The sequence below is a fragment of the Luxibacter massiliensis genome (assembly GCF_900604355.1).
Classification (GTDB): domain Bacteria; phylum Bacillota; class Clostridia; order Lachnospirales; family Lachnospiraceae; genus Luxibacter; species Luxibacter massiliensis.
This window is the reverse complement of the sequence record NZ_UWOE01000001.1, coordinates 3,437,205-3,453,543: the sequence shown is the minus strand read 5'-3', so window position 1 is coordinate 3,453,543 and position 16,339 is coordinate 3,437,205. Positions and strand designations below refer to the sequence as shown.

Below are 16,339 nucleotides of genomic sequence, written 5' to 3'. Positions count from 1 at the left end.
CTGAGGTACAACACAAAGACAGACAGCCAGGCGGATACAGCGGATGGTCAGACCTGCTCTAGTACTTTTGGGCTGGCGGAAAGAGATTTTTGGTAGCTTTTAGGAGAAACCCCTTCGCTATTTTTGAAAACCCTGCTGAAATATAACTGGTCATCATAACCTACTGCCCTGGCAATATCCTTGAGGAGCATATCAGGGTTTTGCCGCATGAGCTCTTTGGCGGATGTCAGGCGCAGTTCCAGTATATACTTACTGGGGGATATTCCAAATTCTTCTTTAAAGATAAGACTTAAATATTTTTCATTATATCCAAATATGTCTGTAAAATCTTTATAAGAAATCTGGCGGGTGTAATTCTGTTCCAGATAATCTCTTACTTTTTGCGCCAGGATCCTTGCATGGGGGATGCCGGGAAGGGGAGCCCCGTCATCCTGCTGGGCAAATAGCCTTCCAAGTTCCAAATATAAATTTTGGTACAGTTCTTCGTAAGAAGCAGAAGAAGCAAGTAATTCAGCCGGCACTGGATATATATCCAAGGGTGCCGATATTTTTAACATGGCTTTATTTAAGACGAACAGCAACTCTGTCTGAATGCGCAGCAGTGTGGCATGGGAGTTTTCCCATAATGCTGTCAGGTCCCTGCAAAACTGGCTGATATCCGAAAGGTGCATGACGGGTTTTAGAAGCTTGGACAGTTCTTTCACATTGGGAGAAACTGACAGTGTTTCCTCTGGGCCATCAGCAGGGTTTTGGAAGAATTGGCTTTCTCCAAACTGAATATGGGAGATGGCAAACAGATAGCAGCTGCGGATATGGGAGGGGATATCAAGTCCGTCCCGGATTTCATGTGAAAGGATACTGTTAATAAAGATATCTTCACATAGGATGCTGCGGTAGATTTTTTGTGCCGCGGACCTGGCTGCCAAATTATGTTCAGGGGAGGATATGATTGCGTAAACAGCTTCATTCCGGTAATTTCCTTTAAAATTGATTATTTGTATTTCTGGGCCAACATCTAAGCCATCACAGGAATTTAAATGTCTGTCCCCGGCAATTAAGCTGCCGGTGGTCAGCTCGTTGTACATACTGGATGTAATGGAGCCGTAAAAAATAAAGAGTAAGTAGAGTGACTGTCCTGTTAAAGGATTATAGCTGACAGTCTGGGGGGAATCCCTGTAAATATTCTGGCAGAGGTAATCATGTATATCCTTTTTTGAGTTGGATAATATTTGTTCCGTCAATTTTTCCAACAAGTTTTCCAGGGCATCCGGATCTACAGGTTTTAACAGATAATCAGCCACCTGAAGCTGCATGGCCCGTTTGGCATATTCAAACTCAGCGTAGCCTGTCAGAATCACAAAGACAGTATGAGGACTGGCTTTTGACGCGGATTCTATAAGCTCTAGTCCATCCATGACGGGCATTTTAATGTCTGTAATTACAATATCGGGTTTTAGGTCTTGTATTTTATCCAGGGCATCTGCACCATTCTGGGAAAGAGCAGCAATTTCGTAGTCACTGGAAAGCTGAGTTACAGTTAAAACAATTCCTCTTAAAATAACGGGTTCATCTTCTGCTATTATGATCCGTATTTTCTTTTTCATTTCAGTGGCCCTCCTATCTCTATGGTCGTGTAGTCCGGGGGTTCTCTATAGACCTGGAAGGTTTCCAGGCCTTTATAATAGATGTAGAGTCTTAAAATCGTATTCTCTAGTCCAAAGCCTGTTTTTCCTGAGGCAAAATCAGCTTCCTGCTCTTCGTGCATATGGTCCTTATAGTATTGAAGGCGGTTTTCCAGATATTCCATTTTGTCTATTGCAAAGGGGGTGCCGTTGTTGCTGAAAGCCCCGTGCCAATTGGTTCCGTCCTGGCTGATTTTAATCTTGATGTGCCAGGGAGGCGGCGTATCTGAGAAACCATGCTGAAAGCAGTTTTCTACAATGGGTTGGAAAATAAGTTTGGGAACCTCTAAGTCCAGAAGTGTTTCATCTATTTCCCAGGTATAATCCAGCATTTGTTCATATCGTATTTTCATAATATATAGATAACTTTGTATATTTTTAATCTCATTTCGGAGCAGGACATTCTTGTGAGTATAGGTGATCGAGTATCTTAAAAGGTTGGAAAGCTCGGCGCACATTTTGGGTACAGTGCGGCTGCCGGATTCTAATCCGCAGGCGCCGATAACTGAAAGTGTATTGTATAGAAAATGGGGATTGAGCTGTGCCTCCATGGCCTCAAAATGTGCCTGCATGGCCCGCTTGCGGGCCGTGATAAGCAGTGTGTTCTGCAACCGCAGCTTATTGAGTATTTCTTCAATGGCAGCAGTTAATATTGTGACTTCATTGTTGCCGCTGGCCATTGGGAGATGGATATCCTGATCCATTTCCAGGACAGAGAGGTTGTCTTTCAGTGTCCGCAGCGGCCTGGCCAGGTTGCGGGTTATAATATATAAGAATAGCAGCAGAATGCAAAGGGCAAGGAAATAGGATATATAAATAATGAGCGAAAAGCGGCTGATATCTGATAAAGGAGGGGTGATATCCCTCTCTATTATGAGGGACCAGCCTGTCAGGGGCGAACGGATATAGCACAGCAAGGTGTAATTATCCAGATAATATAGTCCTTTTTTATTGCTGATAACCTTCTCTGTAAGCTTTGGATCCAGAATGGCATTCTCCCCTGAATCACTATATGTATAATATACCTCGCCGTCCCCGCCCATAATAGAAAACTGCTGGATGTCAGTGACGGCAGCATTTTCGATAAGCTCGTTCAAATCTTCTGTGTTCTTTTGGTATTCCAGCACTCCATATGTATGAAATGTATCCCTTATAGGGCGGACGACGGAATATACAGACTCAGAGACCGCGGACCAGGGATTCACGTGGGGTGGGTAATAGAGCTGGTATTCGTCTGTGCTAAGGCCTTCCTTGATCTGGGGGAGTACCGCAATACTCTGTTTGGGGAGCAGGCGTGTCTTGTGGGAAGAGTTGCTGATCCTCAGAGAATCGTAATACTGGCTGACATAGATAAAGGTAGAGTTGACATTTCTGGCAGTCAGATAGGAAATCAAAATAGAATGTGCCAGATCTGTCTCCAGGGGATGGCGGGCAAAATAGTTAGGGTCGCCTTCTTCTATTGAAAAGACAAGATTTGTAAACTCGGAGGCAGAGTGGACAGCCTTGAGCATCTGGTCCATGCCTGCCAGGTCATCATCTAGCTGGTTTTGTATAGAAATAAGAGAATCCATACTGGAAGTCTCGATATTTTGTTTGAGCAGTGAGGTATTATAATTGACAAAGATATAGCCGCTGAGGAAAAGTACGATTAAAAGAATCAAAGAAAAACTGATAAAAAGTTTTTTCTGAAAATCTAATTTGCGAAACATTACAGCGCCTCCTGGTATTTGAGAGATAAAATATCTGTATATCATTATAGTATATTTTGTGTGTGAAGTGTGTAAAAAAATATAAAAACACTCAAAAAATGTGTATATCAAAATTGCACGCATATAAAATGGGGAGGAAAGTAATATGGATTATTGGAAACATAGGAAAATTCCTGCAATATAAGGGGAATTAATAAAAGGAAAGCAAATATAAATGCACGCAAATTATACCCTAAAGGGCAGGTTCTCGGCTAAAGCCGAGAATAAAGGTATACCCAAAGGGCATCCCATAATACAGGCCCTGAAGGGCGGGTTCTCGGCTAAAGCCGAGAATAAAGGTATACCCAAAGGGCATCCCATAATACAGGCCCTAAAGGGCGGGTTCTCGGCTAAAGCCGAGAATAAAGGTATATTCTCGAACAACCTTTCATATATATAGAAAAGCATAGTGAAGGGGGGAAAGTGTATGGAAGAACGGCAAATAGCCAAGGCGCATAAGTTGGTTGTGAATAATAGAAAGACAAGTATGGTTACGGGGGTACTGGATGTTCTTTCTTTCGACTTAAATGAAATACTTCTGGAGACGGAGCAGGGCATGCTTATGGTAAAGGGTACGGATCTGCATGTAAACCGCCTTAGTGTGGAGAAGGGTGAGGTGGATCTTTCTGGTAATATCGACAGCATCGCTTATTCTAGTGTGAGCCAGTCAGGAAAGCAGAATGAAAATTTCTTTGGAAAGCTGTTTAAGTAGGGCTGCCTATGATGCTTGGGATTGGTAAAGAGGCATTCATTTTTGTTTACGCTGCCCTGTCAGGAATTGTAGTTCTGCTTAGTTATCAGGCGCTGAGAGTATTCCGCCGTCTGATAAGGCACCACATTGTCCTGATTAACCTGGAAGATTTTTTATATTGGGTTGCCGTAAGCATTTATTTGTTTTGGCAAATGTATAAAACTACATATGGTAGTATTAGGTGGTTTTTTGTTCTAGGTGTAGTGTGTGGAATACTATTTTCCAATTTTATCCTTTCGGCGGCAAAAAAACTGTTCAGGAAAATTAAGAAAGTCCTTGAAAAAAAATAGAAAAACCGATAGAATAAATTTATTAAGTAAGGGTGTTATAATAATAATTTGGGTGAGTATAGATGACGAATAAGAAAAGGACGAGGCCGAAGCGGCGTGTACGCCGCAGGAAGAGTTCCGGTTTTAGTTATCACCGGCGAAGTATGGCGGTGATTACTATGATATTGGTTTTACTGTTGTGTGTATTGACAGTAAATGCGGTGACTCTTCAGGCAAAAAATAAGGATTACATACGGCAGGAGGCGGAGCTTCAGGCTCAGATAGAGGAGCAGAAGGCCCGCGCTGAAGAGATAAAAGAATACGAACAATATGTCAAGACAGACGAATACATCAAAGAAGTTGCCGAGGAGAAGCTGGGTCTTGTGGATCCGGACGAGATTATATTTAAGGCAGTGGATTAAGGGTGATTACGAAAGATAAGCTCCAGGAGGATTCCTGGGGCTTTTGTCGTGTTTTAACCCGATTGCCCGGCAAATGCTGGGAGAATATACCAGGATAGGAGAGGTAGACATGGACGATGGACAAGTATTGCACGCCAGTCCCTATGTGGCCCAGATAGAAAAGTTTGCGGATTCTCTTAAGCAGTTGTCCCATACATTTTTAAAACTGGAAGAAAAGAAAAAGGCATTCAGCAATGAAGAAATTGAAGAAATGTTTGAGAGGGTAAAGGAAAAGGTCTGCGGCCGCTGTGAGAAGTGCAGCTGGTGCTGGGGGGAGAATTTTGTACACACATACCAAATGGGGTATGAAATCCTTTCAGCAGTGGACAGTTACGGGAATGAACTGAATACAGAGACAAAAAGAAAGCTTCAGCAGAGATGCATTATGGCGCCCAGGTTTTTGAGAGAAATGCTGGAGGCGTTCCACGATGCAAGGCAAAACATGATGTGGATTAACAGGATTGCCCAGAGCCGGGAGGGGTGTGCAGTGCAGATGGATACATTTGCGGATATGATTAGAAGCACTGCTAAGGAAATGGAAGATAGTATGTTTACTGATGAAAGGTTAGAGAAAAAGATCAGTGTCCATTTAAAAAGAAAAGGCATCAGGGTGCTTTATACCAACTTTTTTATGAACAGAGAAGGAAAGTATGAGGTACATATTACGGCCCGTGCCATGCAAAATGAGTGTGTGACAACAAAGGAACTGGTTCGGGGGGTTTCGGAGGTTATGGGGCGCCGGTTTGTCCTGGAGGGGAACCACAGCCAGATGCTTGGGAAAGAGTATACAACTATTGTATGTATGGAAGGGCCTGCTTTCTATACACTCCAGGGGGTGGCGAGGATCGGAAAAGGCTGTAGCCAAATTTCCGGGGATAATTTTATGATGCTGGAACTTCCGGGCGGACGCCAGGGGATCGCCCTGTCTGATGGGATGGGGTCTGGTGAAAGGGCGTGCCGGGAGAGCACACTGGTGATCGAGCTTCTTGAAGAGCTTCTTGAAGCCGGGTTTCCCGAAAAAACAGCGATCCAGATGATTAACACTACGCTGGTGATGGGCCGGGAGGAGATATACTTTTCCACCATTGATATGAGTGTTTTTGACTTATACACAGGCACCTGTGAGCTGATAAAAGCCGGGGCATCGTCCACTTTTATTAAAAAAGGGGACAAGGTTGAGCATCTAAGTTCCACAAGCCTGCCTATCGGGGTTCTCCATACTATAGAAATAGATTCAGTAAAAAGACAGCTTTCAGATGGAGACTTTGTGATTATGGTCACTGACGGCGTTATGGATGCCCTTCCAGTGGGGGAGCAGGACATCCTGCTAGAAACGATCATACAGGGAACTGTAATGAATAACCCGAAAGAGATGGCCCATCATATATTGGAGCAGGTATTGAACTGGACTGGCGAGGCGCCGATGGATGACATGACAGTGCTGGCAGTAGGCATTTGGGAATGTTGAATTTTGAGAAAATTCTGAAAATGGATGACAAAAGGGTCAGTCCCCTTTGCAAAGGGGACTGACCCTTTTGTGTCCATGCCTTTACTCCCTCATCAAAACTCCTGGATAAACTGGTTAATATAATAGATTGCCGCTCCCACGGCAGCGGCCTCTGTGCGGTAATGGCATACTTGGATAAAAGATCCGTCTTGTTCAAAGGGATTCAGTTTTATGGCCTTTTTTCTAAAAATATGGATATATTCAGCCATATATGCCCCTACATACCCCCCCAGGACAATATTGCAGTCATAGCACATCCTAAGGTTGTTGACTGCAATGGCCAGTTGATCTAAATATTGGCTGAAAATATTCTGCAGTCCTTTATTGTGGTTTAGCTGTGCAAAGAATTTTTTTAGGTCTCCTCCCGTGAAGTCCGCCAGTACATTGGAAGAGCAGTACGCGTCCAAGCAGCCATATCTTCCGCAGTAGCAGCGCTTACCGTTGGGTACGATGGTCATATGCCCGAATTCGCATCCGCGCCAGTTATCTCCGGTATAGATTGTCTGGTTATTCATGTTCGCCCCCCCTACGCTGCTGCTCAGGGAAATGTATATCATGGGTTGGGTGCAGTGGGCGCGCCAGCTTTCAGCCAATCCGGCGGAATTGGAATCGTTAAAGAGGAGAGTTGGGGCATCAATAGCGGAGGAAAGCTTCTCGTAAATATTGGGCGAAGCCTGGATAACAGTTGCATAAGTAATTGATTTCTGGTCTGAGCCAATAATGACGGGCATGGAAATTCCTGCGCCCAAAAGTCTGGAGCGGTCAGGGATATGCTTCTGTATCATTTCCTCTGTTTCAGTGTGGATAGTGTTAAAATATTCTGGGGTTTCTTTATAAGGAACCCGTATTCTTTTGTCTGCAATAATATTCAAATCTAAATCGATAATTACCACAGAAAGATGGTTTCTTGTAATATCAATTCCCATGGCATATCTGGCATTTGGAACACAGCGCAGGATAGTAGGTTTCCTGCCTCCCGTGGATTCAAAATTCCCCGCATTATATATAAATCCAAGGTTTCTAAGCTGGGTCAGGTTTTGCGTGACAGTTGGCAGGCTGATGCCCAGAAGGCCCGCTATCTCCTGCCGCGAACATTCTTTATATTGATAAATTATCCGATAAATATCCCCCAGACTTTTGGAATTCACATGGCTATCATCCATAACAATCCCTCCCTCTATGAACGATTAAAGTAAGGTTATACTTATGATAACTGTTTTTTTTAAGCTGGTCAAGAAATTAACAAGATATGATAAGGGTTTTATAATAGTTATTGATAAATTAATAACAAAAACGAATTATTTGATTATTATTAGTGCAATAAGTACAAAAACACTTGGATAATTTGATATACTACTTACAAACTTATATAAAAATATTGACAAAAGTGGAGGGCGGGATTATACTTTAAAAAACAAAAAGACAGGATATTTATGGAAGGATAGTGTTTTATAAAAAGGGAAAGTGGGTGAGGAGATGGATGAGATTAAAATGCGTGTCAGCAAAGTGGAGAAGTCCTTTCCAGGAGTAAAGGCCCTTAGTGGGATTGATTTTGCGGTGCGCAAAGGAACTGTACACGCACTCTGCGGGGAAAATGAAGCCGGAAAGTCTACTCTGATGAAGATTATTATGGGGTTATATCAGGCTGATGAGGGACAGATTTATTTAGACGAAAAACCTGTGGAAATTAAGAATCCAATACAGGCAGGGGAGTTGGGGATTTCGATGATTGCCCAGGAGCTAAATTATGTCCCGGAGCTGTCTGTGGAGGAAAATCTTTTTCTGGGGCGTTTGCCTATAAATAGATGGGGTAAGGTGGATTGGAGAAAAGTCAGGAGGGAGGCCGAAAAGTTTCTGGAAGAAGAAAACTTATCTTATTCTCCCGATCAGAAGTTAAAAACACTGACTGTCTCAGATATTCAGATGCTGGAAATTATAAAGGCGATTACAAATAATGCCCAGATTATTATAATGGATGAACCTACATCCTCTATCACGTCAAAAGAGGTGGAGCAGCTTTTTGCAAAGATTGAAGAGCTAAAGTCCCAGGGCGTTTCGATTATTTATATTTCCCACAAGATGGAAGAGGTTTTTAGGATTGCGGATGACATCACTGTGCTGAGAGATGGAACGGTTGTATCTACAGACCGTGCGGAGGAACTTGACCTAGATACCGTGATTGCGCGCATGGTAGGGAGAAGGCTGGATAATGTATATCCAAAGGAAGAGGTAGAAATTGGCGGGATGGCCCTTGAGGTAGAGAATTTTACCAGGACAGATTTATTTGAGGACATTAATTTTTATGTAAAGAAAGGGGAAATCGTAGGTTTTGCAGGTCTGGTGGGGGCTGGACGGACGGAAACCATGAGGGCGGTGTTTGGACTGGATCCCCACGATAAAGGCTCCGTGAAAATTGATGGCAGAGAGGTGCAGATAAAAAGTCCCCGGGATAGTATTGCCAACAAGCTTGTCATGCTTTCAGAGAGCAGGCGTGATGACGGGATCGTGCCGGTTAGGAGTGTGGCCGAGAACGCCAGCCTGGCCAGTCTGAAGAGATTTATTTACGGCGGGTATGCACATAAAACAAAGGAAAGGGAAGAAGTGAGGGACAGCTTTAAGAAAATGAATGTAAAAACCCCTTCCCTGGATACGGCTATATCCACTTTATCGGGAGGGAACCAGCAGAAGGTACTTTTGTCAAGGTGGATGCTCTGCGACCCTGACGTCATGATATTGGATGAACCCACAAGGGGGATAGACGTGGGAGCCAAGTTTGAGATCTACAGGCTGATTACAGATATTGTGAAGGATAATAAAGCGGTAATTATGGTGTCGTCGGAGCTGCCGGAGTTAATCGGCATGTGCGACAGAATTTATATTATGTGCCAGGGGAAAATAAGCGGCTGTATAGCAAGGGATGCCTTTGCACAGGAAATCATTATGAAGTATGCAGCCGGATTGGTAAATGAGGATACGTCGGGAGGAGTTTAATATGAAATCAAGAGCATCTCATTATTTGCAAAAACTAAGTATTTTTATCGTTCTTATTGTACTATTTATTATCTGCAGCCTTATCAGTCCCTACTTTTTACAGTACAGTAATCTAATTAATGTTACTAGGCAGCTTTGTGTGGGCATTTTAATTGCTTACGGAGAAATGCTTCTGATTATCAGCGGGTTCCTGGATTTGTCGGTAGGTTCCGTGCTTGCCCTGGCCGGCGTCTTCTCCGTATCGGTTTTTAAGTCTACACAGTCTATGGCCCTGGCGCTGCTGGCAGCTCTTTTGACAGGCGTAGTCTGTAATATTATAAATGCCGTTTTTGTAGGGCAATTTAATGTACCGGCGTTCATAGCCACTCTGGGCATGCAGCAGGCCGCAAGAGGGTTGGCCCTGTATTTTACTGGAGGCCAGAATATTCTGCAGCTTGGCAGGTTTGTCAAAATCGGCCAAGGCATGGCCGGGCCTGTACCTGTGCCAGTTATTATTGTAATCGGGGTGACTGTCGTTGTTTGGTATTTGGTGAATAATACCAGGTATGGCCGCAGCCTGTATGCCATAGGGGGCAGCAGGGCGGCGGCTGAAGCAAGTGGGATAAATGCCAGGAGGAGTATTTATATTTCCTATATATTAAATGGACTTATGGTTGGACTGGCAGGGATGATCTTTATGGCGCGGAACAATGCGGGGCTTCCAAACGGCGCCGTGGGATACGAGATGACCGGACTTACGGCAGCGATTGTAGGAGGGACTTCTTTTACAGGGGGGATAGGGACAGTAAGCGGCACTATTGCAGGCGCATTTATTATAGGGTTTTTGGAAAATGTCATGAACCTGCTGGGAGTGAACGCTTACATACAGCAGATTATAGAGGGGGCAATTATTGTCCTTGCGGTTGCTTTTGATGTGGTAAGTAAATCAAAAAAATCCCGCAAAGTGATTATTGTAAAAGAGGCCCGGGCTGAAAAGGGATAATTTTTGTACATAGTCTGCCTGTGAGGCATACAGGGAGATAAGTAAATAAATTTTATTTTAAGGAGGAAGAAGTTTATGAAGGCAAAGAGAATTAGTGCATTATTGCTGGCGGTTATTATGACAGTATCACTGGCAGCGTGTACGGGAAGTGAAGGGGGCGGTTCGGCAGGGGATTCTGCGTCATCAGGGGGAGCCGCAGACAAAAAGCGAGTGTGCTTTGTGGCCCGCGCCAGTGCTGATACATTTGCTGCCTGGCTAACCACGGAGATGAAGAAAGAGGCTGAGGAATATGAAAATATTGAGCTGACATGTGTTAGTGGCGAAGGGGATGACAATAAAGAAAATGGATTACTTGAGGATTGTGTGACTAAAAATTATGATCTTGTAATTGTACAGTCTAACAATAATGCGGCACAGGCTCCTTATGTACAGCAGCTCATTGACGCGGGAATACCAGTTATCACAACCAATCCCACAACCCACCAAAGCGATCTGGACGGAAGCGACGATGATTCTGTGATGGAGGGTACTGGTACAGTGGATGCTGATCCAATTGCCCAGGCGAAGGTAAGTGCAGACAGAGCTGTAGATGAAATCCCGGAGAATGCAAATGTTGTTGTGCTAAACGGCCCGTCTGGAAACTTCCATGCAGATAAAAGACGGGAGGCGTGGACAGAATATTTCTTTGATAAGCGCTCTGATGTCAAGATCCTATATGAAGATTATGCAAACTGGAACAGCGATGAGGCGTTGACACTCATGGAATCATGGGTACAGTCGGGCACCCATATTGATGCTATTATTTCCATGAATGATAATATGGCGGCGGGTGCAATTGAAGCAATTAGGGATAACCCGGAATATATAGACGAGGATGGAACGCCTAATTTCCTTGCATATGGGGTTGACGGCACGGCTCAGGGATGCCTGCTGATCCAGGAAGGGCTTCTCACGTCAACAGCGCTGCAGTCAGCAGCAGACCTGGCAAAGAAAAATATGGAATATGCAGCTAAGGTTGTGGAAGATGAGATGGAAGTGACAGATGTAAATGACTATGTAGATGCTCCTGAGATTAATAAGGATAATGTACAGGAATATATTCAGATTTATATTGACAACGGAGAAATCACAGACGATGGATCGCTCAGTGAATAGATAGTTATTGCAGTCATTTTCCGTATGTGGGGATGGAAATCTGTACAGGGACAGATAAATAAGGAGCAGGCTGCCTGGTAATATAAATTGCCGGGCAGTTTTTGTAAAAATAGTAGATTTTATATTGTAGTTTAAGTGAAAGGAGCCTTGTGAAATGAAAATGCAAAAGGGAGCTTTTATGAGAGGGACGGATCAGATGATACTCAAGGAGATTCCTGTCCCGGAAATTAAAGACAATGAAGTGCTGGTGTCAGTGGAATATGTGGGGATCTGTGGATCAGACGTACACTATTTTCACCATGGCAGCTGCGGTGCATATAAAGTGGACCAAAATGAAGATTTTATGTTGGGCCATGAGTGTGCCGGGACTGTCGTAAAGGCCGGGGACGCTGTGAGTAGTCTGAAGATAGGGGACAGGGTGGCCCTGGAACCAGGGATCACATGCGGCAAATGCGAGGCGTGTAAGTCTGGGCATTATAACCTTTGCCCTGATGTAGTCTTTCTTGCAACCCCGCCTGTACAGGGTTGTAATGAGGAGTATATTGCGTTTCCGGCTGATATGTGTTTTAAGCTGCCTGAGAATGTTTCCACGAGGGAAGGGGCGCTGATTGAGCCTCTTTCGGTGGGGTTTTATGCAGCCTGGCAGGGAGCCGTGGATGCAGGAGATTCAGTGATTATTCTGGGGGCCGGCTGTATTGGCCTGGTGACGTTACTGGCATGTAAGGCAAGAGGGGCAGGGCAGATAATTGTGGCAGATTTGGTAGATGCCCGGCTGGAAAAAGCAAAAGAATTGGGGGCTACGGCAGTGCTTAACAGCGGAAAAGAGGACATCCTGAAGAAGGCAGGAGAGTTGACGGGCGGCCGGGGGTTTGATGTGGTGTTTGAGACGGCTGGCGCCTCTGCCACAATCTCCCAGACTCCATTTTTAGTACGGCGCGGCGGGACTGTTACCCTGGTGGGAATTTCTTCGGAGGAGGAAATTTCTTATAATTTTGCACAGATTATGGATAAGGAAGTGACAATTAAGTCTGTGTTCCGTTACAAAAATATTTATCCCAGGGCCATTGCAGCGGTGGCCAGCGGGGCAATAGACTTAGAAAGTATTGTAACTCACGAGTTTGACTTAGAACATATCCAGGAGGCATATGACGAAGCAGTAAAGAATAAGACAGACTTGGTGAAGGCTGTTATAAAGGTGAAGTGATATGATCTATATAGGAATCGATTTAGGGACGTCCGCAGTCAAGCTGCTGGCTATGGATGAAAAAGGCGTTATACGGAAAATAGTGACAAAAGAGTACCCTCTATATTTTCCCCGCCCTGGATGGTCCCAGCAGAATCCAGCGGACTGGTATAACCAGGCCATAGATGGTTTAAAGGAGCTGCTTACAGGGATTCCTGCATCAGAGGTTGCTGGAATAGGCGCTGGAGGGCAGATGCACGGACTGGTTGTGCTGGATAAACATGACGAGGTTGTGCGGCCCGCCATTTTATGGAATGATGGAAGGGCCGGTAAACAGACTGTTTTTTTAAATAAGACCATTGGAAAAGAAAAAATTGCATGCTGTACAGCGAATATTGCTTTTGCCGGGTTTACTGCTCCTAAAATCCTGTGGCTGAAGGAAAATGAACCAGATAATTTCCAGCGCGTGGAAAAAGTCATGCTGCCAAAGGATTATATTACATATAAACTGTCAGGCAGCTTCTGTACAGATTACTCCGATGCATCTGGGACACTTTTGCTGGACGTGGAACATAAATGCTGGTCTCAGGAAATGTTAGAAATCTGCGGCATCAGACGGGAACAGCTTCCTGATTTATATGAGAGCTATGAGGCGGTGGGAGTTTTGAGGCCAGAATTGGCAGAAATGCTGGGCCTGCCGCCTGGCATAAAAATTGTTGCCGGTGCGGGAGACAACGCGGCGGCAGCGGTAGGGACAGGGACAGTGGGGGAGGGCCATTGTAATATATCCCTGGGAACCAGCGGGACAGTATTTATATCCAGCAAGAATTTCAGAGTGGATAGCCATCATGCATTACATGCCTTTGGACATGCGGATGGACATTATCACCTTATGGGATGTATGCTGAGTGCAGCCTCCTGCAATAAATGGTGGATGGAGGAAATCCTGGGAACTGGAAATTATGCTGGAGAACAGGCGGGGATATCTGCGCTCGGAGAAAACCAGGTGTTTTTCCTTCCTTATCTTATGGGGGAGCGCTCCCCCCATAATGACCCCAGCGCCCGGGCAATGTTTATTGGTATGTCTATGGATACCGCCCGTAGGGACATGACGCAGGCAGTGATGGAAGGGGTAATATTTGGCCTGAGAGATTCGGTGGAGGTGGCAAGAGGCCTTGGAATCGAAATAGCACGAACTAAAATCTGCGGCGGCGGCGCTAAAAGTCCACTTTGGAAAAAAATAGCTGCAAACATATTGAATATGGATATAGAGGTGGCAGAAACAGAAGAAGGGCCCGGATATGGCGGTGCAATCCTTGCCGCTGTAGGGTGTGGGGAATTTCAGAGCGTAGAATGTGCAGCAGAAAAATTAGTAAAGATAGTAGATATAGTTAAGCCAGAACCTGAACTGGTAAAGAAATATGAAGAAAAGTATGAAAAATTCAAAAAATATTATCCGGCAGTCAAGAGCCTATTTCCATAGCAAAGAATAAAAATCAGTGCTACTGTGGGAAAGCAGGGGTTCAGGGCATTCCGGTGTCTGCTGAGGGAGGGATAAATTTTAAGAAAATTCTGAAAATGGATGATAAAAGGGTCAGTCCCCTTTGCAAAGGGGACTGACCCCCCCTTGCATTCCCCCCAAAAATTGGTTATAGTTTATCTATGATTGAAAAAGTACTCAAGTTTATAGAAAAGTATCATATGATAGTAAAAGGGGACAAGGTAATCGCAGGGATATCGGGCGGAGCGGACTCGGTATTCCTGCTTTTTGTGCTATTAGAGCTGCAAAAGAGGCTGGGAATTGATATTGTGTCGGTTCATATCAACCATGGGATACGGGGGGCAGCGGCGGATGCAGATGAGCAGTTTGTGAGGGAGCTCTGTGTAAGACATGGGGTAGAATCTGTAGTTTATCATGAAAATGTGGAATTAATTGCTAAAAACCGGAAACAATCTCTTGAGGAGGCGGGCCGAGCTGTGCGCAGGGAGGCTTTTGAAAAAGCGCTCTTAAAGTATGGGGGAACCAAGATCGCAATGGCCCACCATCAGAATGACAATGCAGAAACCCTGCTGATGAATCTGGCGAGGGGGGCTGGACTGAAGGGGCTGGGCGGAATACGCCCCGTCAATGGGAAGGTGATCCGGCCCCTTTTGTGCCTTAGCAGACAGGAGATTGAAGTGTATTTGCAGGAGAAGGGATGCAGTTACTGTCTGGATGAAACTAACGAGGGGGATGAGTATACACGGAACCGGATCCGGCATATGGTGATACCGGTTTTGGAGGAGCAGGTGAATAAAAAAGCCGTCCGGCATATGAATGAAGCCATGGAGCGTATTCTTGAGCAGCAGGAATATATGGAAGTACAGACGGACGAAGCATTTGGAAAGTGTGTGGGACTAACATCAGGAGGAATGCTTAAAATCCAGAAAAAGGAGTTTGAAAGACAGCATCCTGCTATTCAGAAACAGCTTGTGCTAAGGTGTCTGGCGGAAATATCCGGGTCGGAAAGAAACATCTCCCAGATCCATGTTAAGGCCGTGCTTAGCTTGTTCCGTATGCAGTGCGGCAAAAGAAGGGATCTGCCCTATGGGGTAAGCGCAGTAAGAAATTATGAAGGAATTGTGCTTAAGAAAAGCCGGGAGGGCAAGGCAGAAAACCGGGAAGGGCCGGATGCCGGATTTTCGCCCCGTTGGCTGAACATACCGGGAGTCACGGACATACCGGAGCGGAATTTAAAGATCCACTGCAGAATTCTTGAGAATACAGAAGGTTTTTCGGTGAAACATGTGCCCCAAAAAAACTACACGAAATGGTTTGACTATGATATAATAAAAAACAGCCTGATTGTCAGGACAAGGCAGAGTAAGGACAGCATTGTGATAGACAGGGCCGGTAAAAGACAGAAATTAAAGTCTTATTTTATTAATGAGAAGATTCCGGCAGAAGAACGCAGCAAGCTTCTTTTGATTGCAGACTCTGAACAGATTATATGGATATTGGGGTACCGTATGAGCAGTGCCTGCCAGATCACTGAGCAGACGAATCGGGTGCTTGAGATAAAAGTAACGGAGGATAAAGGGTATGTCAGAGAAGATTAGGGTTTTAGTCTCGGAGCAAGATGTGGACAGGCGGATTGAGGAGCTGGGAAAGCAGATCAGCCAAGATTATGAAGGGAAACAGGTTCATCTGATATGTATATTAAAGGGCGGTGCATTTTTTATGTGTGAGCTTGCCAAGAGGATCAGCGTGCCGGTTTCGCTGGACTTTATGAGTGTGAGCAGCTACGGGGATAAGACCACATCCAGCGGTGTTGTCCGTATTGCGAAGGATTTGGATGAGTCCATCGAGGGAAAGGATGTCCTGATAGTGGAGGATATCATAGATTCAGGCAGGACGCTGTATTATCTGATGGATGTCCTGCGCAAAAGACAGCCCCAGAGCCTGCATCTGTGCACTCTTCTGGATAAGCCGGAGAGGAGAGAGAAGGATGTGAAGGTAGATTATGTGGGTTTTGAAATACCAGATGAATTTGTAGTCGGCTATGGCTTGGACTATGCCCAAAAATATAGAAATCTGCCATATATTGGAGTGGTGGAAGGAGTAGAGTAG

The 16,339-nt window shown here is 44.8% G+C and carries 15 protein-coding genes; 12 read left to right on the top strand and 3 right to left on the bottom strand.

The window, feature by feature from the left end; all coding sequences use genetic code 11:
- Positions 1-47 precede the first annotated feature (47 nt).
- Together EFA47_RS16145 and EFA47_RS16140 are read right to left on the bottom strand one after the other, a co-directional pair.
- Entirely contained in the window at positions 48-1,604 is a 1,557-nt protein-coding gene (locus EFA47_RS16145) for a response regulator transcription factor (protein ID WP_122644179.1), read from the bottom strand.
- Positions 1,601-3,391 carry a cache domain-containing sensor histidine kinase gene (locus tag EFA47_RS16140; RefSeq protein ID WP_164690040.1) on the bottom strand — a complete coding sequence of 597 codons (1,791 nt, stop codon included), beginning with the start codon at positions 3,389-3,391 and terminating at the stop codon, positions 1,601-1,603. Before EFA47_RS16140 ends, EFA47_RS16145 begins: the two co-directional genes overlap by 4 nt.
- A gap of 214 nt (positions 3,392-3,605) precedes the next feature.
- On the opposite strand from EFA47_RS16140, the gene EFA47_RS16135 reads away from it, so the two are divergent.
- The 5 genes from EFA47_RS16135 (at position 3,606) to EFA47_RS16115 (ending at position 6,379) form a co-directional block, all read left to right on the top strand.
- Entirely contained in the window at positions 3,606-3,830 is a 225-nt protein-coding gene (locus tag EFA47_RS16135) for a hypothetical protein (protein WP_122644177.1), read from the top strand.
- Between the two features lie 27 nt (positions 3,831-3,857).
- Positions 3,858-4,142, top strand: a complete 285-nt coding sequence (gene yabP / locus EFA47_RS16130; RefSeq protein WP_122644176.1) for a sporulation protein YabP — start codon at positions 3,858-3,860, stop codon at positions 4,140-4,142.
- 8 nt (positions 4,143-4,150) lie between these two features.
- Positions 4,151-4,471: a spore cortex biosynthesis protein YabQ gene (yabQ, locus tag EFA47_RS20520; RefSeq protein WP_164690039.1), complete on the top strand. Its 321-nt coding sequence runs from the start codon at positions 4,151-4,153 to the stop codon at positions 4,469-4,471.
- Between the two features lie 62 nt (positions 4,472-4,533).
- Positions 4,534-4,872, top strand: coding sequence for an FtsB family cell division protein (locus EFA47_RS16120; RefSeq protein WP_122644175.1), 339 nt, complete (start codon positions 4,534-4,536; stop codon positions 4,870-4,872).
- Between the two features lie 109 nt (positions 4,873-4,981).
- Positions 4,982-6,379 carry a SpoIIE family protein phosphatase gene (locus tag EFA47_RS16115; protein WP_122644582.1) on the top strand — a complete coding sequence of 466 codons (1,398 nt, stop codon included), beginning with the start codon at positions 4,982-4,984 and terminating at the stop codon, positions 6,377-6,379.
- Between the two features lie 92 nt (positions 6,380-6,471).
- Here EFA47_RS16115 and EFA47_RS16110 read toward each other — a convergent pair whose 3' ends face one another.
- Complete coding sequence (locus tag EFA47_RS16110) at positions 6,472-7,581, bottom strand: ROK family transcriptional regulator (RefSeq protein WP_122644174.1); 1,110 nt, start codon at positions 7,579-7,581, stop codon at positions 6,472-6,474.
- Positions 7,582-7,894: 313 nt separating this feature from the next.
- Between EFA47_RS16110 and EFA47_RS16105 the strand changes: the two genes are divergently transcribed.
- The 7 genes from EFA47_RS16105 to hpt all read left to right on the top strand — a co-directional run bounded on the left by EFA47_RS16105 (position 7,895) and on the right by hpt (position 16,339).
- Positions 7,895-9,409: a sugar ABC transporter ATP-binding protein gene (locus tag EFA47_RS16105; RefSeq protein ID WP_122644173.1), complete on the top strand. Its 1,515-nt coding sequence runs from the start codon at positions 7,895-7,897 to the stop codon at positions 9,407-9,409.
- Between the two features lies 1 nt (position 9,410).
- Positions 9,411-10,391 carry an ABC transporter permease gene (locus EFA47_RS16100; RefSeq protein ID WP_122644172.1) on the top strand — a complete coding sequence of 327 codons (981 nt, stop codon included), beginning with the start codon at positions 9,411-9,413 and terminating at the stop codon, positions 10,389-10,391.
- A gap of 75 nt (positions 10,392-10,466) precedes the next feature.
- The gene (locus EFA47_RS16095; protein WP_122644171.1) at positions 10,467-11,546 is read left to right on the top strand and encodes a sugar ABC transporter substrate-binding protein; all 1,080 of its coding nucleotides are present in this window, start codon (positions 10,467-10,469) and stop codon (positions 11,544-11,546) included.
- Between the two features lie 154 nt (positions 11,547-11,700).
- Entirely contained in the window at positions 11,701-12,750 is a 1,050-nt protein-coding gene (locus EFA47_RS16090; RefSeq protein WP_122644170.1) for an NAD(P)-dependent alcohol dehydrogenase, read from the top strand.
- 1 nt (position 12,751) lies between these two features.
- Complete coding sequence (xylB, locus tag EFA47_RS16085) at positions 12,752-14,212, top strand: xylulokinase (protein ID WP_122644169.1); 1,461 nt, start codon at positions 12,752-12,754, stop codon at positions 14,210-14,212.
- A gap of 179 nt (positions 14,213-14,391) precedes the next feature.
- Complete coding sequence (gene tilS / locus EFA47_RS16080; RefSeq protein WP_164690038.1) at positions 14,392-15,828, top strand: tRNA lysidine(34) synthetase TilS; 1,437 nt, start codon at positions 14,392-14,394, stop codon at positions 15,826-15,828.
- Positions 15,812-16,339, top strand: coding sequence for a hypoxanthine phosphoribosyltransferase (hpt, locus tag EFA47_RS16075; protein ID WP_122644168.1), 528 nt, complete (start codon positions 15,812-15,814; stop codon positions 16,337-16,339). Before tilS ends, hpt begins: the two co-directional genes overlap by 17 nt.